Source organism: Roseovarius aquimarinus (genome assembly GCF_043661195.1).
Lineage (GTDB): Bacteria > Pseudomonadota > Alphaproteobacteria > Rhodobacterales > Rhodobacteraceae > Roseovarius > Roseovarius aquimarinus.
Genome location: NZ_JBIHMM010000001.1, coordinates 205431 through 227355 on the forward strand (window position 1 = coordinate 205431; position 21925 = coordinate 227355).

General features: G+C 66.1%; 22 protein-coding genes and 1 riboswitch. Of the genes, 15 read left to right on the plus strand and 7 right to left on the minus strand.

What is annotated here, in order from left to right; all coding sequences use genetic code 11:
* Positions 1-34: 34 nt before the first annotated feature.
* From ACGRVM_RS01020 to ACGRVM_RS01045, 6 genes are all read left to right on the plus strand, one after another.
* Positions 35-991 (plus strand): hemolysin family protein, encoded by a 957-nt coding sequence (locus tag ACGRVM_RS01020; protein ID WP_377170057.1) that lies wholly within the window; start codon positions 35-37, stop codon positions 989-991.
* Entirely contained in the window at positions 984-2519 is a 1536-nt protein-coding gene (gene lnt / locus ACGRVM_RS01025; protein ID WP_377169579.1) for an apolipoprotein N-acyltransferase, read from the plus strand. Before ACGRVM_RS01020 ends, lnt begins: the two co-directional genes overlap by 8 nt.
* 39 nt (positions 2520-2558) lie before the next feature.
* A riboswitch (SAM-SAH riboswitch) is annotated at positions 2559-2606 on the plus strand.
* 5 nt (positions 2607-2611) lie between these two features.
* Positions 2612-3811, plus strand: a complete 1200-nt coding sequence (gene metK / locus ACGRVM_RS01030; protein ID WP_377169577.1) for a methionine adenosyltransferase — start codon at positions 2612-2614, stop codon at positions 3809-3811.
* Positions 3812-3854: 43 nt separating this feature from the next.
* On the plus strand, positions 3855-4610 hold the full coding sequence (locus ACGRVM_RS01035) for a biotin--[acetyl-CoA-carboxylase] ligase (protein WP_377169575.1): 756 nt from the start codon (positions 3855-3857) through the stop codon (positions 4608-4610).
* Positions 4610-5380: a type III pantothenate kinase gene (locus ACGRVM_RS01040; protein WP_377169573.1), complete on the plus strand. Its 771-nt coding sequence runs from the start codon at positions 4610-4612 to the stop codon at positions 5378-5380. Before ACGRVM_RS01035 ends, ACGRVM_RS01040 begins: the two co-directional genes overlap by 1 nt.
* Before the next feature lie 6 nt (positions 5381-5386).
* Complete coding sequence (locus ACGRVM_RS01045; protein ID WP_377169571.1) at positions 5387-7054, plus strand: ribonuclease J; 1668 nt, start codon at positions 5387-5389, stop codon at positions 7052-7054.
* An 86-nt stretch (positions 7055-7140) separates the two neighbouring features.
* Here the strand turns inward: ACGRVM_RS01045 and ACGRVM_RS01050 are convergent, their stop codons facing one another.
* Together ACGRVM_RS01050 and ACGRVM_RS01055 are read right to left on the minus strand one after the other, a co-directional pair.
* Positions 7141-8688 (minus strand): DEAD/DEAH box helicase, encoded by a 1548-nt coding sequence (locus tag ACGRVM_RS01050; RefSeq protein WP_377169569.1) that lies wholly within the window; start codon positions 8686-8688, stop codon positions 7141-7143.
* Between the two features lie 215 nt (positions 8689-8903).
* Positions 8904-9848, minus strand: coding sequence for a glycosyltransferase family 2 protein (locus ACGRVM_RS01055; protein ID WP_377169567.1), 945 nt, complete (start codon positions 9846-9848; stop codon positions 8904-8906).
* Positions 9849-9998: 150 nt separating this feature from the next.
* Between ACGRVM_RS01055 and ACGRVM_RS01060 the strand changes: the two genes are divergently transcribed.
* The 3 genes from ACGRVM_RS01060 to grxD all read left to right on the plus strand — a co-directional run bounded on the left by ACGRVM_RS01060 (position 9999) and on the right by grxD (position 11358).
* Complete coding sequence (locus tag ACGRVM_RS01060) at positions 9999-10610, plus strand: type III secretion system chaperone family protein (RefSeq protein WP_377169565.1); 612 nt, start codon at positions 9999-10001, stop codon at positions 10608-10610.
* A 105-nt stretch (positions 10611-10715) separates the two neighbouring features.
* Positions 10716-10952, plus strand: coding sequence for a BolA family protein (locus ACGRVM_RS01065; protein ID WP_377169563.1), 237 nt, complete (start codon positions 10716-10718; stop codon positions 10950-10952).
* A gap of 43 nt (positions 10953-10995) precedes the next feature.
* Positions 10996-11358, plus strand: coding sequence for a Grx4 family monothiol glutaredoxin (gene grxD, locus ACGRVM_RS01070; protein ID WP_377169561.1), 363 nt, complete (start codon positions 10996-10998; stop codon positions 11356-11358).
* 85 nt (positions 11359-11443) lie between these two features.
* On the opposite strand, the gene ACGRVM_RS01075 is transcribed toward grxD, so the two are convergent.
* The 3 genes from ACGRVM_RS01075 to ACGRVM_RS01085 form a co-directional block, all read right to left on the minus strand.
* Positions 11444-12124 (minus strand): DUF1638 domain-containing protein, encoded by a 681-nt coding sequence (locus ACGRVM_RS01075; protein ID WP_377169559.1) that lies wholly within the window; start codon positions 12122-12124, stop codon positions 11444-11446.
* Positions 12125-12203: 79 nt separating this feature from the next.
* Positions 12204-13181: a phosphatase PAP2 family protein gene (locus ACGRVM_RS01080; protein WP_377169557.1), complete on the minus strand. Its 978-nt coding sequence runs from the start codon at positions 13179-13181 to the stop codon at positions 12204-12206.
* 171 nt (positions 13182-13352) lie between these two features.
* Entirely contained in the window at positions 13353-14057 is a 705-nt protein-coding gene (locus ACGRVM_RS01085; protein ID WP_377169555.1) for a corrinoid protein, read from the minus strand.
* Between the two features lie 208 nt (positions 14058-14265).
* On the opposite strand from ACGRVM_RS01085, the gene ACGRVM_RS01090 reads away from it, so the two are divergent.
* Positions 14266-15348, plus strand: a complete 1083-nt coding sequence (locus ACGRVM_RS01090; RefSeq protein ID WP_377169553.1) for a PA0069 family radical SAM protein — start codon at positions 14266-14268, stop codon at positions 15346-15348.
* Positions 15349-15361: 13 nt separating this feature from the next.
* On the opposite strand, the gene bmt is transcribed toward ACGRVM_RS01090, so the two are convergent.
* Together bmt and ACGRVM_RS01100 are read right to left on the minus strand one after the other, a co-directional pair.
* Positions 15362-16369, minus strand: a complete 1008-nt coding sequence (gene bmt / locus ACGRVM_RS01095; RefSeq protein WP_377169551.1) for a betaine--homocysteine S-methyltransferase — start codon at positions 16367-16369, stop codon at positions 15362-15364.
* 118 nt (positions 16370-16487) lie between these two features.
* Positions 16488-16802 carry a DUF1476 domain-containing protein gene (locus tag ACGRVM_RS01100; RefSeq protein ID WP_377169549.1) on the minus strand — a complete coding sequence of 105 codons (315 nt, stop codon included), beginning with the start codon at positions 16800-16802 and terminating at the stop codon, positions 16488-16490.
* A 171-nt stretch (positions 16803-16973) separates the two neighbouring features.
* Between ACGRVM_RS01100 and purC the strand changes: the two genes are divergently transcribed.
* The 5 genes from purC to ACGRVM_RS01125 all read left to right on the plus strand — a co-directional run bounded on the left by purC (position 16974) and on the right by ACGRVM_RS01125 (position 21909).
* Complete coding sequence (gene purC, locus ACGRVM_RS01105; protein ID WP_377169547.1) at positions 16974-17735, plus strand: phosphoribosylaminoimidazolesuccinocarboxamide synthase; 762 nt, start codon at positions 16974-16976, stop codon at positions 17733-17735.
* Positions 17736-17809: 74 nt separating this feature from the next.
* Positions 17810-18040, plus strand: a complete 231-nt coding sequence (gene purS / locus ACGRVM_RS01110) for a phosphoribosylformylglycinamidine synthase subunit PurS (protein WP_377169545.1) — start codon at positions 17810-17812, stop codon at positions 18038-18040.
* Entirely contained in the window at positions 18040-18708 is a 669-nt protein-coding gene (gene purQ / locus ACGRVM_RS01115; RefSeq protein ID WP_377169543.1) for a phosphoribosylformylglycinamidine synthase subunit PurQ, read from the plus strand. The genes purS and purQ overlap by 1 nt, the downstream gene beginning before the upstream one ends.
* A 141-nt stretch (positions 18709-18849) precedes the next feature.
* A complete protein-coding gene (locus tag ACGRVM_RS01120; protein ID WP_377169541.1) occupies positions 18850-20568 on the plus strand; it encodes a sensor histidine kinase in 1719 nt (572 codons plus the stop codon).
* A 6-nt stretch (positions 20569-20574) separates the two neighbouring features.
* A complete protein-coding gene (locus tag ACGRVM_RS01125; RefSeq protein WP_377169539.1) occupies positions 20575-21909 on the plus strand; it encodes a sigma-54-dependent transcriptional regulator in 1335 nt (444 codons plus the stop codon).
* The last annotated feature ends 16 nt before the right edge of the window (positions 21910-21925 follow it).

The window sequence follows — 21925 nt, forward strand, 5'->3', positions numbered from 1 at the left end:
GGCGGTCCTCGTGACATATCTGGATATTGGACGCATGGGCGACAGCACCGACGATTCTTCTCGCGCAGCGCATGGCGCGCTGCAGGACATGGCCGAGGGCGCGGAGGACGACAGTCCGGACGCGGCGGCGATCGAAAGGTCCGGCGACAAGCCGACCGAAGACGATGAGAACAGCGGGTTTTTCCGGCGCATCTTCGGCGCCTTCTCGACCTCCGACAGCGACGACGACGAAGATGAGAGTGCCTCTGGCACGCATGCGCGCGACACGCGAGGACTCGTCAATCTGCGCGACAAGGTGGTCGAGGACGTGGCCATCCCCAAGGCCGATATCGTCTCGATCCCCGCGACCATCACCCAGGCCGAGCTCGTGCATGTCTTCCGGGACAGCGGCATGACGCGCATCCCGGTCTACGAGGGCACGCTCGACTCGCCCGTGGGCTTCGTTCATCTCAAGGATTTCGCCCTGCGCCACGGCTTCAACGGCGATACCGAGGACGCCTTCTCGCTGACCGACATGCTCCGCCCGCTTCTCTATGTGCCGCCGTCGATGCGCATCGGAGTGCTCTTGCAGAAGATGCAGACGGACCGGCGGCACATGGCGCTTGTGATCGACGAATACGGCGGGGTCGATGGCCTCGTGACGATCGAGGATCTGATCGAGCAGGTTCTGGGCGAGATCGAGGACGAGCACGATATCGGCGAGGATGATTACTGGACCCAGGAAAAGCCCGGTTGCTATGTCGCGCTGGCCAAGACCCCGCTCGAGGAGTTCGAGGCCGAGATCGGCCAGTCGCTGACCGATCACGACGATGTCGACGAAGAGGAGATCGACACGCTGGGCGGTCTCGTCTTCATGCTGCTCGGCCGGGTGCCGGTGCGCGGCGAAGTGGTCGAGCATCCGGGCGGCGTCGTCTTCGAGGTGGTCGAGGCCGATCCGCGCCGGATCAAACGGCTGCGCGTGCGCGTGCCCTACGCGGGCGCGCATGCCTGACGCCCCCGCCCGCAGGCAACGGCGGAGCGGGTGGGGCAGGGCGGCGCTGGGCCTGTCGTGCTTCGCGCTTGGCGCGGCCGCGGCGCTGGGTCAGGCGCCCTGGTCGCTCTGGCCGGTGAGCTTCATCGCCTTTGCGGGCCTCTACGCGATCTTCGCGCGCGCCGAGACATGGCGCGCCGCAGCATGGATCGGCCTTGCGGGCGGCGCCGGATATTTCGCCCTCGCGCTCAGCTGGATCGTCGAGCCGTTCCTGATCGACATCCCCCGTCATGGCTGGATGGCGCCTTTCGCGCTCGTGTTCTCGGCGGCGGGTTTCGCGCTCTTCTGGGCGGGTGCGCAGGCGGGGGCGCGCGCGCTGGTGCCGTCCGGCGGGCGCGGCGCGGCGCTCGCCTGGGTCGGCGCGATGACGCTCGGCGAGGCGCTGCGTGGCCGGCTCTTCACGGGCTTTCCCTGGGCGCAGCCGGGCCATGCGCTGATCGACACGCCGATGCTGGCCTGGTCCGCCTATGGCGGCGCGCTCCCGCTCACCGCCTTCGTGCTGGGCGCGGGCGCGGCCCTCTGGCACTTGGCCCAAGGCAGGCGCGTCGCGGGCGCTGCCGCCCTGGCCGCCTTTGGAGCGCTTTTCGCGGCGGCGCCGCTCCTGCCGCGCGCGCCCGCGCCGGGCGAGGACGCGCCGATCATCCGCATCGTGCAGCCCAACGTGCCGCAAGCGCAGAAATGGGATCCGGCCTATATGCAGGAGCATTTCATGCGCGCGCTCGGCTACACGTTCGACGGCACGCCGCCCGATCTCGTCGTCTGGCCCGAAACGGCGCTGCCGGTGCTGCTGCATCAGGCCGACGGCCTTCTCGACGACATCTGGCACGCCGCGGGCGGCGCGCCCGTTGTTCTCGGTGTGCAGCGCGCCGAGGGTGCGCGGTATTTCAATTCGATGATCCTTCTGGACGCCGAAGGCCGCCAGACCGAGCTTTATGACAAGCATCACCTCGTGCCCTTCGGCGAATACGTGCCCTTCGGAGACATGCTCGCGAATTTCGGCATTCGCGGCCTCGCGCAGCGCGACGGGCAGGGCTTCTCGGCCGGACCCGGCCCCGCGCTCATGGATCTGGGCGGGATCGGGCGCGCGGTGCCGCTCATCTGCTACGAGGGCGTGTTCGCGCGCGATGTGGCGGGCGCACCGGGGCGGGCCGATCTGCTGCTGCTTTTGACCAACGATGCGTGGTTCGGCAAGGTCTCCGGCCCCTACCAGCATCTCGCGCAGGCCCGGCTGCGCAGCGCCGAGCAGGGCCTGCCGATGATCCGCGCGGCCAATACCGGCATCTCCGCGATGATCGACGCGGGCGGGCGTGTGACGCAGAGCATCGCGCTCGACGAGGCGGGTTACATCGATGCGCCGCTGCCGCCGCCCTTGCCCCCGACGGTTTACGCGCGCACCGGCGACTGGCCGGCGCTGATGCTGCTTTTCCTCTTGATCTGCGTGCCTGCGGCGCTGCAACGCGGCAGATTCGGCGCCACGCCGCGCGCTTAGCGATTGACCTTTGCCCGCAGAGGGCGCTACGCACACCGATACCCGTCGCAACGGCTTCCTGGCGCGGCGGAGTTACATAATGGAGCGATCTCATGGCACGACAGAATTATACTTTGACCTCCGAGTCCGTCTCGGAGGGGCATCCCGACAAGGTGTGCGACCGGATCTCGGACGCGATCCTCGATGCCTTTCTCAACGAGGAAGCGGAGGCGCGCGTCGCCGCGGAAACCTTCGCCACCACGAACCGTGTCGTGATCGGCGGCGAAGTGCGGCTGATGGACGAGGACAACCTGATCCGCGTCAAGGACAGCATGGCCGACGTCGTGCGCGCCTGCATCAAGGATATCGGCTACGAGCAGGACAAGTTTCACTGGAAGACCGTGGAGGTCACGAACCTTCTGCACGCCCAGTCGAAGGACATCGCGCAGGGCGTCGATGCGTCCGGCAACAAGGACGAGGGCGCGGGCGATCAGGGCATCATGTTCGGCTATGCCACGACCGAGACCGACGATCTCATGCCGGCCCCCATCCAGTTCAGCCATGCGATCCTGCGGCGCCTCGCCGAGGCCCGCAAGAACGGGAGCGAGCCGCTCCTGCTGCCCGACGCCAAGAGCCAGCTTTCGGTCGTCTACGAGAACGGCAAGCCCTCGCATATCAGCTCGGTCGTGCTCAGCACGCAGCACGAGCGCTTCGACAAGGCGAGCGGCAAGGAGCTGACGCCGGGCGACGTGCGCGACATCGTCGAGCCCTATATCCGCGAGGTTCTGCCCGATGGCTGGCTGCGCGATGAGACCGAATGGCATGTGAACCCCACCGGCGTCTTCGTGATCGGCGGCCCGGACGGGGATGCGGGCCTGACGGGCCGCAAGATCATCGTCGATACTTATGGCGGCGCCGCGCCCCATGGCGGCGGCGCGTTCTCGGGCAAGGATCCGACCAAGGTCGACCGCTCGGCCGCCTATGCCGCGCGCTATCTCGCCAAGAACGTCGTCGCGGCGGGCATGGCCGAGAAGTGTACGATTCAGCTCAGCTATGCGATCGGCGTCTCGAAGCCGCTGTCGATCTATGCCGAAACGCACGGCACCGGTGAGGTCGATCCCGCCGCGATCGAGAAGGCGATCCGCGAATGCATGGACCTGAGCCCGCGCGGTATCCGCGAGCATCTGCAACTCAATCAGGCGATCTACCAGCGCACGGCGGCCTATGGCCATTTCGGGCGCGCGCCCGAATCCGACGGCGGCTTCAGCTGGGAGCGCACGGATCTCGTCGACCGTCTGCGGGCCTGCGTCTGAGCGCCGGTCCGCGGCGCCGCGCGCCGGGAGTGTTTGGAGAAAGATGAAAGATCCGGGTTGGCCAGAGGGATATGCGCGGCGCGTGCTGGACGAGGTGGACAGCACCAATGCCGAGGGCCTGCGCCTTGCCAAATCCCTCGCCGGGCCGACCTGGATCTTCGCGCACCGGCAGGTGGCGGGGCGCGGGCGGCGCGGGCGGGCCTGGACCGATCCCGCCGGAAATTTCGCGGCCAGCCTCGTTCTGAAACCCGCCGAGCCGCCCGGGCAGGCGGCGCTGCGCTCCTTCGTCGCGGCGCTTGCGCTGCATGACGCGCTCTCGACGCTCGTGCCCGGGGCGGAGCTCTCGCTGAAATGGCCCAATGACGTGCTCTTGTCGGGCGGCAAGCTCGCGGGGATACTCCTCGAAGGCTCGGGGAGCGGGCGCGTGATGGATCATCTCGTCATCGGCATCGGCGTCAATCTCGCCGAGGCGCCGCCGGGTGCGGAAGGGGCGGTGCCGCCCGTCTCGCTGCGGCAGGGCACGGGCGCCGAGGTGGCGCCCGAGACGCTTTTGGCGCATCTTGCCCATGCCTATGCCGCGCGCGAAACCGTCTTCGGCGCGCGCGGCTTCGGCCCGCTGCGCGAGGCGTGGCTCGCGCGCGCGGCGCGGCTGGGCGAGGAGGTGATCGCGCGCACGATGCGCGGCGAGACGCGTGGCCTCTTCGAGACGGTAGACGCCGAGGGCAAGCTGGTTCTCAAGACCGAGGGCGGCCGCGTTGCGATCGCGGCGGCGGATGTTTTCTTCGAGAGGGGCACGTGATGCTTCTGGCTATCGATTGTGGCAATACCAACACGGTCTTCTCCATCTGGGACGGCGAGAAGTTCCTCTGCACCCTGCGCACCTCGACGCATCACGCCCGCACGGCGGATGCCTATTTCACGTGGTATTCGACGCTGGTGAAACATTACGGGATCGAAGTGACGATCACCGATGTCATCATCTCCTCCACCGTCCCGCGCGTCGTCTTCAACCTGCGCGTCTTCGCCGACCGTTTCTTCGGCTGTCGCCCGATGGTGGTGGGCAAGCCCGACTGCGCGCTGCCGGTGCCGCCGCGCGTCGATGCGGGAACGCTTGTCGGCCCCGATCGTTTGGTCAACACCGCCGGGGCCTTCGCGCGCCACGGGGGCGATCTCATCGTGGTGGATTTCGGCACCGCCACGACCTGCGATGTGGTCGCCGAGGACGGCGCCTATGTCGGCGGCGTGATCGCGCCCGGCGTCAATCTGAGCCTCGAGGCGCTGCACATGGCCGCCGCCGCGCTGCCGCACGTGGATGTGACCACGCCGCCGCGCGTGATCGGTACGAATACGGTCGACTGCATGCAGTCAGGGGTCTACTGGGGCTATGTCGGCCTCGTGAAGGGGCTCTGCGAGAAAATTCGCGCGGAATACGCGCGCCCGATGAAAGTGATCGGAACGGGCGGCCTTGCGCCGCTCTTCGCCCAAGGCGCCGATCTGTTCGACGAAATCGAAGATGATCTGACAATGCACGGCCTGACCGTGATCCACGACTACAACAAGAAAGGCTAACGCCTCATGAGTAATGAACGTGTAATCTACCTTCCCCTCGGCGGGGCGGGTGAAATCGGCATGAACGCCTATGTCTACGGCTACGGCAAACCCGGCAAGGAAAAACTGATCCTCGTCGATCTGGGCGTGACGTTCCCTGACATGGACGGCAGCCCCGGCGTCGATCTTATCCTGCCCGACATCTCGTGGCTGGAGAAGCGCAAGAACGATCTGGAGGCGATTTTCGTCACCCATGCGCATGAAGACCATGTGGGCGCCATCGCGCATTACTACGCGCAGCTCGGCGCGCCGGTCTATGCGCGCGCCTTCACCGCCAACATCGCCCGCCGCAAGATGGGCGAGCACGGCCATCCCGAAAAGGCCGTGACAGTGGTGCAGCCCTGGCCCGAGACGGTCAAGGCCGGCCCCTTTTCCGTCGGCTTCGCGCCCATTTCGCATTCCATCCCCGAAAGCTCGGCGTTGGTCATCGACACGCCGAAGGGTCGGCTTCTGCACACGGGCGATTTCAAGATCGATACCAATCCCGGCGTGGGCGAGCCCTTCGATCACGCGATGTTCGAAGAGATCGGCAAGGACGGCGTTCTGGCGCTGATGTGCGATTCGACCAACGTCTTCAGCCAGCATGAAGGCCGCTCGGAATCGACGGTCAGCCCCGAGATCGAGAAGCTCGTGGCAGGGGCCAAGGGCATGGTCGCCGCGACGACCTTCGCGAGCAATGTCGCGCGCGTTCTGACGCTGGCCGAGGCGGGCGAGCGGGCAGGGCGGAGCATCTGCCTCATGGGGCGCGCGATGCGCCGCATGATCGAGGCGTCGATCGAGACGGGCGTGCTCACGCATTTCCCGACGACCGTCAGCCCTGAGGATGCCAAGAACCTGCCGCGCGAGAACGTGATGCTGATCGTCACCGGCAGCCAGGGCGAGCGGCGCGCGGCCAGCGCACAGCTTGCGAACGGCAAGTATCAGGGCATCAAGCTGGTCGAGGGGGATCTCTTCCTCTTCTCGTCCAAGACCATTCCCGGCAACGAGCGCGGCGTCATCCGCATCATGAACCAGTTTTCCGAAATCGGCGTCGATGTCGTGGACGACGATGGCGGGCGCTATCACGTCTCGGGCCACGCGAACCGGCCCGATATCGAGGTGATGCATGATCTGGTGAAGCCGCAGATGGTCGTGCCGATGCATGGCGAGCATCGCCACCTGCGCGAGCATGTGAAGATCTGCAATGCCAAGGGTATACGCGGCGTTCTTGCAGTGAACGGCATGTTGATGAACCTGACCGCCAAGACACCGACCGTGGACGAATACGTCGAGACGGGCCGCACGTATCTCGACGGATCTGTTCGCGTCGGCGCGCTCGACGGCGTCGTGCGCGACCGCATCCGCATGGCGCTGAACGGGCATGTGACGGTGAACGTGATCCTCGACGAGGACAACGAGAGCCTCGGCGATCCCTGGTGCGAGATCAAGGGCCTCGCCGAGACGGGGACGTCGAACGCGCCGCTCATCGACGTGCTCGAAGAGGATCTCGCGCAGTTCATCAACCGCGCGGGCAAGAAGGTTCTGGCCGACGAGGACAAGCTCGACGACGAGCTTCGCCGCATCACGCGCCAATCGGCCATGACCGAAGTGGGCAAGAAGCCCGAGGTCACGGTGATCGTCAGCCGCCTGACCTGAAAACGCTGAAGTGCAACGAAAAACGCCCCGGTCACCTGGTGACCGGGGCGTTTTTATTTGGGGCCTTCATGACCAGCGCACGTGGATCAACCCGCGCGGCGATCCTCGAAGCTGAGGGCGATGAAGCTGGGCATGTGATCGCCCATGCCGACGACCTTTTCGCCGCCGCCATTGCCGCCGCCCGAGCGGCCACGGCCGCCCCGGCTGCACGAGCGGGACGACTTGCCCTCCTGCTGCTGGTCCGCAGTCTCGGGCTCGCGGCGCTGATCCTGACGCGGCGCATTCTGCTGGTCGCGGCGCGGCTCGGCCTTGCGCTCTTCCTGCGCGGGCTGCTCCTCGGCAAGGGCGGTCTCGGGCACTGCGGCGTCGACCGTGCCGGCCTCGGCCTTGTCGCCGATCGGCTTGCGGCGGCTGCGGCTCCGGCGCGGCTTCGGCGGCGCCGCCTCGGCAGCCTCGTCCTCGGGGCCGGGCTCGGCGCTCTCGCCCAGCGGGTTCGGCAGGCGTGGGATGTCCTTCTGGATCAGCGCCTCAATCGCGGCCATGTTCTTTTCATCCTTCGGCACGCAGATCATCATCGCCTTGCCGTCGCGGCCCGCGCGGCCGGTGCGGCCGATGCGGTGGACGTAATCCTCGGGATGGCTTGGCACATCGAAATTGAACACATGGCTCACCGCCGGCACGTCGAGGCCGCGTGCGGCCACGTCCGAAGCGACGAGGATACGCAGATCGCCCGCGCGGAAGCCGTCGAGCGTGCGCGTGCGCTGGCTCTGGTCCAGATCGCCATGGATGGGCGCGGCATCATAGCCGTGCTTTTTCAGGGACTTCGCGACGGCATCCACGTCGATCTTGCGGTTGCAGAACACGATGGCATTGCTGCACTTGTCGCCCTCGGCATCGATCATCATGCGCAGGACCTGACGCTTCTCGCTCGCCTCGCGGTCGCGGCGCGAGCCCTTGAACATCACGACGCCCTGTTCGATCGTCTCGCTCGCCGTGGCTTGACGCGCGACCTCGACCTTGGCGGGATTGCTGAGGAACGTGTTGGTGATCCGCTCGATCTCGGGCGCCATCGTGGCGCTGAAGAAGAGCGTCTGCCGCGTGAGCGGGTTGGTGAAGCCGAAGATGCGTTCGATATCGGGGATGAAGCCCATGTCGAGCATGCGGTCGGCCTCATCGACGACCATCACCTTGACGTCCGAGAGGATGAGCTTGCCGCGCTCGAAATGGTCGATCAGCCGGCCCGGCGTCGCGATCAGCACGTCGACGCCCTTGTCGATCAGCTTGTCCTGCTCCTTAAAGCTGACGCCGCCGATCAGAAGCGCCTTGGTAAGTTTCAAGTGCTTGGAATAGGTGTCGAAATTCTCGGCCACCTGCGCGGCAAGCTCGCGCGTGGGGCAAAGCACGAGGCTGCGCGGCATGCGGGCGCGGGCGCGCCCGCGCGCCAGCAGCGACAGCATGGGGAGCGTGAAGCTCGCCGTCTTGCCGGTGCCGGTCTGGGCGATGCCGAGCACGTCGCGCCCTTCGAGCGCGGGGGGAATCGCGCCTTCCTGAATGGGGGTGGGCTGCGTGTAGCCCGCTTCTTCGATGGCCTTGAGGACCTTCGGGTTCAGATTCAAATCGGAAAATTTGGTCATGTATATCCGTGGTTTACGGACACGACTTGGCCCGCACGTCTGATTGGATCCGGGCCCGTACGGCCCTGCGGTTTTCCACATGGGTGGATCCTTGACGCGCATTTATCCCAAGATTGGCCAAATGGTCAATCGGCTGCGCCGAAAGCGAGGAAATGGGCGCAAAACAGCCCCGATTGGTGCCATTCCCGCGACAATCGTCCCTCGGGACCTTGAAGTCAGGCCGCCCCCGGAAAGATCCGCGCGCGCGCCGCGCCGGGATCGAGATCGATGCGGTGGAGAAGGCCATGCGCGTCGAGCCGGCTCAGGAGCTCCGGCGAGGCGGTGCAGACCTCCTCGTAGAAGCGGCGCAACGCGGCCTCGCCCCCATCTGCCTCGATCGCGGTGAAGAGCGCGTTCATCGTCGTGGGCACGCTGGCTGCACCCTGCAATTCGGGCCGGTAGGAGCCTGCGGCGAGGCGGTAGCGATAATTGCGCTGCCACGTCTCCCAACTCGGGGCATGCATGTGGCACAGATGCGTCTGCCCTAGATCATGATCGTTCGGGATGCGGCCGCCCGCATCGAAGGCGTTGTGGATGCGCAGGCTGATATCCTCCATCCCCGTCCGCACGAAGATCTTGCCGGTGACATGGCTCAGGAACCCGCCGTTGAGGAGCGCGCCGTAGGTGGGATAGACCCGCTCGGTCTGCGCGTTGCGCGGAGATTGGCGCGGATGGCAGGCCTTGAACCAGCGCGGCGCGCCGCCATCCGGCTCGGCCAGCGCCTCGATGGGGCGGATGCGCGCGGTGCGCGCGTCCTGCGGCAGGGCGGCGAGCTGTGCGGCAAGCGGCGTTCCGCCCGGCATCAGAAATTCATCGACATCGATATGGCCGAGCCAGTCCACGCCCGGATTGCGCCGATAGGCGCGGGTGGCGTTGGCTGTCTGGCGCGCCTGATGCTTCTCGGGACGCTGGCGACGGCGCGACCAGTAATCGTCGTTCGTCACGGTCACGGTGCAGCGCGGATCCGAGCGCAGGACGCGCCGCGCCTCGGGGCGATCCTCGTCGAGATAGATATGCAGCCGATGCGCGCCCAGCTCGAGGTGATGCGCCGCGAAATCGAGGATCTCGCGCGCCGGGGCCTTGATCGTCGCCACGAGACCCCAGGTGATGTCACGCCCCATATGCCGCTTTCCTTGTTCCGCAGCGTCAAACATGGCCCGCCCCTTGCAGGGGCGCAAGCGGGCTATTGGCGAAAAGGAATTTGGGAAATTGAATAAAGTTTTAATGAGCGCGTTGATGATCGCGCGCGGCGCTGTCAGCGTGCGTGCATCATGATGAAAATTCCTTTCATTCGGATTACGCGCGCGGCGATGCTCGCCTCGGCTCTGGCTTGCGGGGGCGCGGCGCTTCATGCGCATGCGCCGGCGGGCGGCCCCGCGGTGACCGAGCGGCAGGGAATGGACTTGGGCCGCATCGGGCGCATCCTCGCCGCGATCGATCCCGAACTGCGCGCGCAGGGGAGTGGCTGGCGGCTGACCGTCGAGGGGCAGATCGTCCTTGTCGTGACCGATATTCCGGCGGGGCGGCTGCGGGTCATGGCGCCGGTGGTGCTGGCCACGCGGCTCGAGCCTACCGATCTAGAGGCGCTCCTGCGCGCCAATTTCGACAGCGCGCTCGATGCGCGCTATGCGCTGGCCGAGGGTCTCGTCTGGGCGATGTTCGCGCGCCCCCTCGCGGATCTGGGCAAGGGCGAATTCATCTCGGGGCTGGCGCAGGTCGTGACGCTGGCGCGCGGCCATGGCGCGGGCGATCTCGCCGCCGGCCTGCGCCCCGGCGCGCCGGAGAGCCCGGCGGAGGAAGAAGGCGCCGCGCCCGATGCGGCAGAGGATGCGCCAGAAAAGTCCTTGTTCGAGCGACTGCTGCGCCGCGGCTCGGACCTCTGAGCGCGGCGCCTGCGGCATGGCGCGTCTTGCGCTTGCGCGGGTGCGCCTCTACATCTGCGAGGAAAGGGGCCGCGAGCGGCCCGCGACGGCAAGAGGAGCGCGCAGATGGCCATAACCGCCACCGATATCGAGGCGATGATCCGCGAGGCGTTTCCCGACGCTCAGGTGAGCGTTCAGGGCGATGACGGCCAGCATTTCGCAGCCGAGGTCGTCGACGCATCCTTCGCCGGCATGAACCGCGTGCAGCAGCAGCGCGCGGTCTATGCCGCGCTCAAGGGCAAGATGGACGGCCCCGCGGGCGAGCTGCACGCGCTGGCCCTGACGACACGCGCGCCGGGCTGATCGTGCCGGACGCGCCTTGAGATTACCCCCGAAAGGACATGACATGACTGACGCGAAGACCCGTATCGACGAGACCGTCAAGGCATCCGACGTGGTGCTTTTCATGAAGGGCACCAAGGAGCAGCCGCAATGCGGGTTCTCCTCCCGCGTGGCGGGCGTGCTCAATTTCATGGGTGTCGAGTACAACGACGTGAACGTGCTGGCCGACGAGGAGATCCGTCAGGGCGTCAAGGATTACTCCGACTGGCCCACCATCCCGCAACTCTACGTCAAGGGCGAATTCGTGGGCGGCTGCGACATCATCACCGAGATGACCCTCTCGGGCGAGCTCGACGCGCTCTTCGAGCAGAACGGCGTGACCTACGACAAGGATGCGGCGGACAAGATCCGCGAAGCGAACGCCTGACCGGGTCTGTGGCGCCCGTTGCGGGCGCTGCGGTCGAGTATTTTTGCCAAGATGAAGCAAGGCGCGGCGCCGACGGAGGCCGCGCCTATTTTCGTGCCGCGCCTTCGAGCGCCGTGGCCAGATCGCCGTAACCGGTGTGCCGGTATTCGAAGGCGAGCCCGAGGCGCCGCGCGCAGTCCTCGGCCTTGGCCAGAAGGGCCGGGTCCTCGGTCTGCGCCTGATAGACCAGCTTGGTGTAGTTGCCGAAAATCATGTCGCGCAGCTCGGGGTGGCGGTCGAGCCCCATGGGGCGCCAGACGAAGGCGTCGAACTGCTTGACGAGAAAGTCGGTGAGGTAGAAGGCCGTGATCTCGTCCTCGTGCCGCGCGAAGGCGTCGTTGCCCTCGAAGAAGCTGTAGCAATGCGGCCCCGCGATCATCTCGACCCCGAGCGCCTCGCATTTCGCCTCCAGAAGGCCGCCGGTGCCGCAATCGGCATAGGCGATGAAGATCCGCTCGAAGCGCGCGCGATGCTTGAGAACCGCCGCCTCGACCGCTTCGGTGATCTGCTCAGGATAAAGGTGCAGCTTGGCGGGCAGGCAGGCGAGGGTCATGTGATCCCAGCCGTTGATGCGGATGAGCGCGAGGATCTCGCGCGCGAGCGCGCCGCAGGCGATGACGAGGAGCGGCGCGGCGCCCGATTTGGACCCCGTCCCTGTGCCTGTCCCGGCGCGGGTCGGCGTCAGCCCCTCGAGCGTCAGCACGTCGTCGGAAGGCAGGGAAGTCATCGCGCGCGGCCCCTTTCGCTGGTCATGGGCGAAAGATAGGCCGCGCGCGCCGGTTTTGCGAGGCCGGCGCGCGACGCAATCAGGCGGTTTGCGGCAGCGCGCCCTTGCCGGATGCGGCGCGGCGCGGGGCGAACATGCCCTCGTAGCGGCGCAGGCGCAGCACGGCGGCCGAGACGGCGAGGGCGATGGCGGTGCCCGCGATGAGATCGACGAAATAGTGACCGCCGAAGATCGGGGAGGAGGCGATCATGATGGCCGAGTAGAGCGCCACCGGCCAGAACATCCAAGTGCGCCACGCGGTGATGCAAAGCAGGATGCCCGAGGCGGTATGGTAGGACGGGAAGGTCACGAGGCCCGGCGCGCTCACGGGGTTGATGAGCGGCGATTGCGCCGGATCGCGCAGCATCTCCATCCACGGCAGGTGATAGACGCCGGGCGCGTTCGGGAAATTGGTGTAGGCCGCAATATCCTCGATATACATGTCCACCGCCGCGAGGGCCGGGAAGGCCGCGCCGATCAGCACGCAGATGATGACGGTGTAGAAGAAGATCTCCATGTGAAAGAGCACGCGGCGCGTCTCCTGCGTGAGGATCAGAAGAGCCATCACGGCGAGGCCGACGAGCGAGAGCTTGTTGTAGCTCCATTCCATCACGGCGATCACGGTCGGGCTCGCATGCACCCATTCGAAATAGGCGAGCCAGTCGAGACCGAGCGCCACGTCGCCCGCGTTCAGAAGCTCGTCCTGATAGGGGAAGGGAATCGTCATCGTCAGATGGTTCAGCGCCGGGATGTTGAGCGAGATCAGCGTCGTGAAGAACATCGCTTCGCAGAAATAGCGCCCGGAATAAAAGGCGCGGCCCGCCAGCCCGCCGAAGCCCTTGTCCGAGAGGCGCGCGAAAACGAAGAAGAAGGCGCCGAAGGTCAGCGTGAAGAGCAGCACGTCCCAGATGGTCGACAGATCCAGCACCGCGCGCGTCGCCGCGAAAAGCACCATGTTGAGCACGAAAACCGCGCCCATGGCGAGATAGAGCGGTTTGTTGGTCACTGTCAGTGTCATGTCGGCCTGGCCTCTCGAACGCTGCTGGATGCGCCCGGTTGTGGCAGCGAATTCTGGCCGAATTAGGGACAGCTTGGGGCGCGGCGCGGATTTAATCTCTTTTCCGCACCGCTCAACGGAAAAACGGGGCCCGCCGGGCCCCGTTTGTCCGTGTCGTTCGGCGGCCTCGTCTCAGGCGCGGGCGCCTTGGTTGTGCTTGCGCGCAACGAATTCCTTGGCCGTCTCGACCGCGACGGCGGCATCGCGGCAATAGGCGTCGGCACCGATGGCCTTGCCGAATTCCTCGTTGAGGGGCGCGCCGCCGACGAGGACGATATAGTCGTCGCGGATGCCCTGCTCGACCATCGTGTCGATCACGACCTTCATGTAGGGCATGGTCGTGGTCAGCAGCGCGGACATGCCGAGGATGTCGGGGCCTTCGGTCTCGAGCGCGGTGAGGTAGTTCTCGACCGGGTTGTTGATGCCCAGATCGACCACCTCGAAGCCCGCGCCCTCCATCATCATCGAGACGAGGTTCTTGCCGATGTCGTGGATGTCGCCCTTGACCGTGCCGATGACCATCTTGCCGACGCGCGGCGCGCCGGTTTCGGCCAGAAGCGGCTTGAGGATGAACATGCCGCCCTTCATCGCGTTGGCGGCCAGAAGAACCTCGGGGACGAAGAGGATGCCGTCGCGGAAATCCTTGCCCACGATGGTCATGCCGCCGACGAGCGCCTTGGTCAGGATGTCGTAGGGGGCCCAGCCGCGCTCGAGCAGGATGTTGACGCCTTCCTCGATCTCTTCCTTCAGACCGTCGTAGAGGTCGTCGAACATCTGCTGGACAAGCTCATCGTCGTCCAGTTCCGAGAGAATGATTTCGTCCTGATCGTCGGACATGATGGAATCCCCATGCAAGGGAGGGCGGGCGCCCTCGAATTGTGTTCGGCCACATGTCGTCAATTCGCGGCGCCTGCACTTGGCGAATTGCGACACTGACCGCGTCTCTACCGACCTAACGCCTCCAAAGGCGGATCGCCAGCATCGAAATACGCAAGTTCATTATGGCGTTCTTGCATATGTTCGCTTTTTGTTCTATCTTCGGACCATGGGCCAGCATTCGACATTCCCCTTCGGCATGGAGCGCCGCGCGCGCGGCGCGCTCAGCAATGCGGCGGGCCGGTTCGAGCGCGAGGCGCGCAGCTTCGAGGCCGACGGGTGGGACGTGCAGGAGGCGGCGCCGCTGCGCACCCAGACGACGCTCGAGGCGCCGCGCCGGATCATCAGCTACAACCGCTCGCCCGATCTGCCCTTCGATCGCTCGATCAACCCCTACCGGGGCTGCGAGCATGGCTGCATCTACTGTTTCGCGCGCCCGACCCATGCGTGGCTCGGCCTCTCGGCGGGGCTCGATTTCGAGACGCGGCTGATCGCGCGGCCCGAGGCGCCCGAGGTTCTGGCGCGCGAGTTGCGCCACGGCGCCTACACGCCGCGCACCATCGCCATCGGCACCAATACCGATCCCTATCAACCGATCGAGAAGACGCATGGCATCATGCGCGCGTGCCTCGAGGTGCTGCGCGATTTCCGGCATCCCGTGGCCATCGTCACCAAGGGCACGCTGATCGAGCGCGATATCGACATCCTGTCGGACATGGCGCGCGAGGGGCTGGTGCGGGTCGGCATCTCGGTCACGTCGCTCGACGCGGAGCTGTCGCGCAAGCTCGAGCCGCGCGCGCCGACGCCGGGGCGGCGCCTCGCCACGATCCGCGCGCTGAGCGATGCGGGGATCGAGACGCGGATCATGACGTCGCCCATCATTCCGGGTCTGACCGATCACGAGGTCGAGGCGCTTTTGAAGGCGGGGCGCGATGCGGGGGCGATCGCGGCGAGCTGGGTGATGCTGCGCCTGCCGCTCGAGGTGGCGCCGCTCTTCCGCGAATGGCTCGAGACGCATTACCCGGACCGGGCATCTCGCGTTATGGGTCACGTGCGCGCCATGCAGGGCGGCAAGGATTACGACAGCACCTTCGGCACGCGCATGCGCGGCACCGGGCCCTATGCCGACATGATCGCGCAGAGGTTCGAGGCGGCGCTGCGGCGCTACGGCTATGCGCGCAAGCTACCCGAGCTGCGCTGCGATCTCTTCAAGCCGCCCGCGCGGGCGGGCGATCAGTTGTCGCTGTTCTAGCTAGAAAGGCGCCTCAGCCGCGACGCCGGTTGCGCCGCGGGGCAGGGGTGTCGTCGCCCGTGCCGTCCACCGCCGAAGAGAACGGCCCGAGCGCCTCGGTGATCTGATCGAGCGTCGGGCGCGGGCCGCGCTCGCGGGTCTCGAGCGCCTCGCGCATCTTCGACAGGTGTTCGGGCATGGTGCCGCAGCAGCCGCCGATGATCGTGGCGCCCGCATCGCGCGCGAGGCAGGCATAATCGGCCATTAGGTCGGGCGTGCCGTCGTAATGGATATGCCCGCCCACGAATTTCGGGATGCCCGCATTGCCCTTGGCGATGATCGGCCGTTCCGTTCCCTGCGCGGCGAAGCCGAGCACGGTGCGCAGAAGGTCCGACGAGCCGACGCCGCAATTCGCGCCGAAGGCCATCGGCTTGTTGTCCAGCGTCTCGACCATGTCGGCCATGTCCGACGAGGTCAGGCCCATCATCGTGCGCCCGGCGGTGTCGAAGCTCATCGTGCCGCACCAGGGCATGCCCGCCAGCTTGAACGCCTCGGCTGCGGCCTTGTATTCCTCGGGGGCGGAGATGGTCTCGAGCCAGAGCACGTCCGCGCCGCCTTCTTTCAGGCCCTCGGCCTGCTCGTGGAACATCTCGACCGCGATCTCGTGGGTCAGAGTGCCCATCGGCGCCATGATCTCGCCCGTCGGCCCGGCCGAGCCGGCGACGATCACCTCGCGCCCGGCCTTGTCGGCCACGTCGCGACCGATCTCGGCGGACATGCGCGACAGCTCGCGCGCGCGTTTCTGGGCGCCGTGCAGCTTGAGCCGCGAGGCGTTGCCACCAAAGCTGTTGGTCAGAAAAAGGTCGCTCCCCGCATCCACCGCCATCTGGTAGAGCTTGGTAATCCGGTCCGGATGCTTTTCGTTCCAGAACTCGGGCGCGTCGCCCGACTCGAGGCCCATGTTGAAGAGGTTCGTGCCCGTGGCGCCATCGGCGAGGATCCAGTCGCGCTGCGCCATCATCCGGGAAAGGGGGTTGCTCATGAAATCATCCAAATATGCGGTTTGCGCCCTTGTGGCATGCGGGCGCGCGCGCCGCAAATCCATATCCTTCATGATGATGGTGCGGCGCGCGCATGATGAAGCGCGCGGGACGGCGCGATCAGCTTTCGGCGACGAGCTGCGCCTTGGCGGCGGCCATCAGCTCGGCGCGCTTGGCGCGCACGGTGTCGGCATCGGCCTTGTCGCCCAGATCGCCAGCGACCTTGCGCACCACGTCCTCGCTGCCGGCTTCCTCGAAATCGGCCTTGATGACTTCGCGCACATAGGCGTCGACCTCGTCGCCGCTCTTGCCCAGAAGGTCCGCGGCCCATTGGCCCAGCAGCTTGTTGCAGCGCGCTTCGGCCTTGAACTTCATCTCCTCGTCATGGGCGTATTTGTTCTCGAATGCGTTTTCGCGATCCTTGAAAGTGCTCATGGGCAATGTCCCTTCGGTTGACTGCGGCGCCGCTTGCGCCGCTCTAGATATGGCCGCGCGCAGGCTGGATCGCAAGGGCGGGCAAGCGTGCTTGCGGCAGGGCGGGCCATCCTCTACATACGCAGCATGACAGCGCGGGGCCCGCGCCCCAATGGCAAGGACAGGCATATCATGGCACGTCGCAAGAAGATCTACGAAGGCAAGGCCAAGACGCTCTACGAAGGCCCCGAGCCGGGCACGATCGTCCAGTATTTCAAGGATGACGCCACCGCCTTCAACGCCGAGAAGAAGGCCGTGATCGAGGGCAAGGGTGTGCTCAACAACATCCTGTCGGAATACTTCATGACCGGGCTGAACAATATCGGCGTGCCGACCCATTTCCTCAAGCGCCTCAACATGCGCGAGCAGCTTGTCCGCGCGGTCGAGATCATCCCGCTCGAGGTGATCGTGCGCAACTATGCTGCCGGCACGATGGCCAAGCGCCTCGGTCTCGAAGAGGGCGCGCAGCTTCCGCGCCCCATCGTCGAATACTGCCTTAAGGACGACAAGCTGGGGGATCCGCTCGTCACCGAAGAGCATATCGCGGCCTTCGGCTGGGCCAGCCAGCAGGATCTCGACGACATGCTGAGTCTCGCGCTGCGCGTGAACGATTTCCTGGCGGGCGTGATGTACGGCGTCGGCATCAAGCTGATCGACTTCAAGATCGAGATCGGCCGCGTCTATGACGGTGATTTCCAGCGCCTCATCGTCGCCGACGAGATCAGCCCCGACAGCTGCCGCCTGTGGGACATCGAAACGGGCCAGAAGCTCGACAAGGATGTCTTCCGCCGCGATCTGGGCAGCCTCACGGACGCCTATACCGAAGTCGCCAAGCGCCTCGGCGTGCTGCCCAAGGGCGCGACACCCATGGCGCGCCCCACGCTCATCAACTGACCAACCTGCCTGCGAGACACAATGCCCGAATTTCTGCCGCCGATCATCTACCCCAAGACCCGAGGATTCCGCTCATGAAAGCCCGCGTTCACATCATGCTCAAGACCGGCGTTCTCGACCCGCAGGGCGAGGCGGTGCGCCACGCGCTGGGAAGCCTCGGCTTCGACGGTGTCGAGGCGGTGCGGCAGGGCAAAGTCATCGAACTCGACCTCGCCGACGGAACGAAGGAGGCGGCGATCAACGATATGTGCGAGCGCCTTCTGGCCAATACCGTGATCGAAAGCTACCGGGTGGAGATCCTCTGATGCACGCAGCCGTCGTCGTTTTCCCCGGATCGAACTGCGACCGCGACCTCGCCGTCGCCTTCGAGCGGGCGGGGGCCAAGGTCACGATGGTCTGGCACAAGGACACGTCGATGCCCGAGGGGATCGACATCATCGGCGTGCCCGGCGGCTTTTCCTTCGGCGACTACCTGCGCTGCGGCGCCATCGCGGCCAATTCGCCGATCTGCCGGTCGGTCAAGGCGCATGCGGACAAGGGCGGCTATGTGCTCGGTGTCTGCAACGGCTTTCAGATCCTGACCGAGACGCGCGTCCTGCCCGGCACCCTCCTGCGCAATGCGGGGCTGAAATACATCTGTCGCGCCGTGCCGCTCACCGTGGCGACGTCCGATAGCGCCTTCACCTGCGGTTACGAGACCGGCCAGACCATCACCGTGCCGATCGCGCATCATGATGGCAATTACCATGCCGATGCCGAGACACTGGCAGCGCTCAAGGCCGAGGACCGCATCGCGTTCCGCTATGGCGACAACCCCAACGGCTCGGCCGACGATATCGCCGGGATATTGTCGGAAAACCGCCGCGTGCTGGGCATGATGCCTCATCCCGAGCGTATGGCCGAGGCCGCGCATGGCGGCACGGACGGCGCCGCGATGTTCGCGGGGCTTGTCGGGCAGCTGGAAAACGCCTGAAATCCGCCTGCGGCGCGGGCGGGGCTTGAGGCGGCGCGCAGGGCGCCGTAATTTGACGCGATGAGCGACCGAGCCTCCTTGCCGCCCCCTGCGAAGGGCACCTCGCGATCTGGGCGGCCCCGCCCGGAGCCGCAGGCACCCATGACGAGCTGGCGGGTGCGGCTCGCGCTGATCGTGTTGACGGCCATCGCCATCGCCACGGTCTATGTCACCAACCATCTTCTGACCGAGCGCTTCACGCAGAACACCCGAAATCGGGCCGAGCTGCGGCTGGTGCTCTATTCGGGCAACCTGCTGAGCGAGCTGCGCCAGAACGCCATCGTGCCGCAGCTTCTCGCGCGCGATCCGGCGCTGATTTCGGCGCTGAACTCGGGAAATTACTCGCAATCGACGCAGCGCCTCATTTCCTTCGTAGACGAGATCGGGGCCGCCTCGCTCACCCTCCTCGACCGGGACGGGCGCACCGTCGCCTCGACGGAGCGCGAATCCTTGGGGGAATCGCACCGCGCGCAGCCCTATTACGTAGACGCGACCCGCTCCAAGGACACTGTCTTCACGCTCATCCAGGACGATACCGGACGCTTCAATTTCTACTATTCGCGCCGCGTCGAAAGTCAGGGGTCGCTGATCGGTGTCATCATGGTCGCGGTCGATCTGCACAAATACGAACGCGCCTGGGCCGGGATCACCGACGCGGTGATCGTGACCGATACCGAAGGCCGCATCATCCTGTCGACCGAGCCGCGCTGGCGCGGGCTGACCGAGGCGCAGGCGTTGGCCGAGCAACCCGTCAACAGCGCCTTCGAGCGCGCCATCCAGGCGACCGCTGACTGGACGCTTCTGCCCGCCGACGCCTATCTGAGCGGCGAGGCGGTGATGCGCGTCGAGGGGCGCGTCGCCTTCCGCGGCTGGCGCATCGCCAATTTCACCACGTTCGATTCGGTCCGCGAGAAGGTGAACGGCTTTCTCGCGCTCGAAATCATGGGGTTCGCGATTCTGCTGGCACTCACCTTCTACTTCCTCAGCCGCAAGACGGCAGTGCGCATGGCGCTCTTCCAGCGCGAGTCGGCAGAGCTTCGCCAGTTGAACATGCGCCTCCAGCGGGAAATCGCCGAGCGCGAGCGGGTGCAGGAGAACCTCGCCGTGGCCGAGCAGACCCTCGCGCAGAGCTCCAAGCTGGCGGCCCTGGGCGAGATGTCGGCGGCGGTCAGCCACGAGCTGAACCAGCCTCTCGCGGCGATGAAGACCTACCTTGCCGGCGCGCGTCTTCTGCTGACGCGCAACCGCCCGGACGAGACGATGTCCTCCTTCCAGCGCATCGACGATCTGATCGAGCGGATGGGCGCCATCACGCGCCAGCTCAAATCCTATGCCCGGCATTCGGGCGACACGTTCGAGCCTGTAAATATTGGCGATGCGCTCGCCTCGTCGCTGTCGATGATGGAGCCGCAACTGCGCCAGAGGCGGGTCACGATCAACCGCACGCTGCCCGACGATCCGGTAATGGTGATGGGCGACCGGGTGCGCATCGAGCAGGTGATGATCAACCTGCTGCGCAATGCGCTCGACGCCACGCAATCGGTCGATGACGCGCAGATCGACATCGTGCTGACGGCGGGGTCTATGGCCGTGCTGACGGTGCGTGACAACGGGCACGGCATCAAGGATCTCGACAAGATGTTCGAGCCTTTCCACACCACCAAGCAGCCGGGCGAGGGCGTCGGGCTGGGTCTTGCCATTTCGTCGGGGATCGTGAACGACCATGGCGGCAGGCTGACCGCGCGGGACGCGGCGGCCGGCGGCGCGGTCTTTGAAATGCGCCTGCCGATCCTACATGTAGATGCAGCCGCAGCGGAGTAGAGCAGAATGGCCAATGCGATGAAGATTGCGATCGTCGACGACGAAAAGGACATGCGCCAATCGATCAGCCAGTGGCTGGCCCTCTCGGGATACGACACCGAGACCTTCGGCTCGGCCGAGGATGCGCTGAAGGCACTCGGGCCGGATTACCCCGGCATCGTGGTGACGGACATCCGCATGCCCGGCATGGACGGGATGCAGTTCCTCAAGAAGCTGATGGGCACGGACAGCACGTTGCCGGTCATCATGATCACCGGCCATGGCGACGTGCCGATGGCGGTGGAAGCGATGCGCGTCGGGGCCTATGACTTCCTCGAGAAGCCCTTCAACCCAGACCGCATGACTGAGTTGGCCAAGAAGGCCACCCATGCGCGCCGCATGACACTCGACAACCGCGCGCTGCGCCGCGAGCTCTCGGACGGCGGCCAGCTGATGAAGAAACTCATCGGCTCGAGCCCTGTGATGGAGCGCCTCAAGGAGGACATTCTCGATCTGGGGCAGGCGGATGGCCATGTCCTGATCGACGGCGAGACCGGGACGGGCAAGACGCTCGTTGCGCATGCGCTGCATGCCGTCGGCGCGCGTGCGGGCAAGAAATTCGTGCTGGTCTCCTGCGCCGCCTACGAGCAGGAGCAGCTTGCGCAGCGCCTTTTCGGGCCGATGAACCCCGACGACAGCCGCCTTCCGGCGGTGGAGGAGGCGCGGGGCGGCACGCTCGTCCTCGAGGATATCGAGGCGCTGAGCGACAGCCTTCAGGCGCGCCTCCTGACTTGGCTCAACGAGGAGGGCACGCCGCCCGAGACGCGGCTCGTGGCCATCTCGAATCTTCAGGACGAGGGCAAGACGTCCGAAGACGCGCTGCGCCCCGATCTTTTCTATCGGCTCGCCTCGCTTCGGATCACCGTGCCGCCGCTGCGCCAGCGCGGCGAGGATATCCTGACGCTCTTCACCCGCTTCGCGGACCAGTTCGCCGACGATTACGGCTGCGACGCCCCGCAGGTCAGCGCGCAGGAGGCGGCGCAGCTTTTGCAAGCGCCCTGGCCCGGCAACGTGCGCCAGCTCTTTAACGTGGCCGAGCGCGCGGTGCTGCAATCGCGCCGCGGCTCGGGCACCATCGTGTCGCTTCTGATGAGCGATCATCAGGACATGCAGCCCGTCATGACCACCGAAGGCAAGCCGCTCAAGGAATATGTCGAGGCGTTCGAGCGGATGCTGATCGACAACACGATGCGGCGCCACAAGGGCAGCATCGCTGCCGTGATGGACGAATTGTGCTTGCCGCGGCGCACGCTCAACGAGAAGATGGCAAAGTACAACCTTCAAAGATCCGATTACCTGTAGCCGGCGCGTGCCTCCC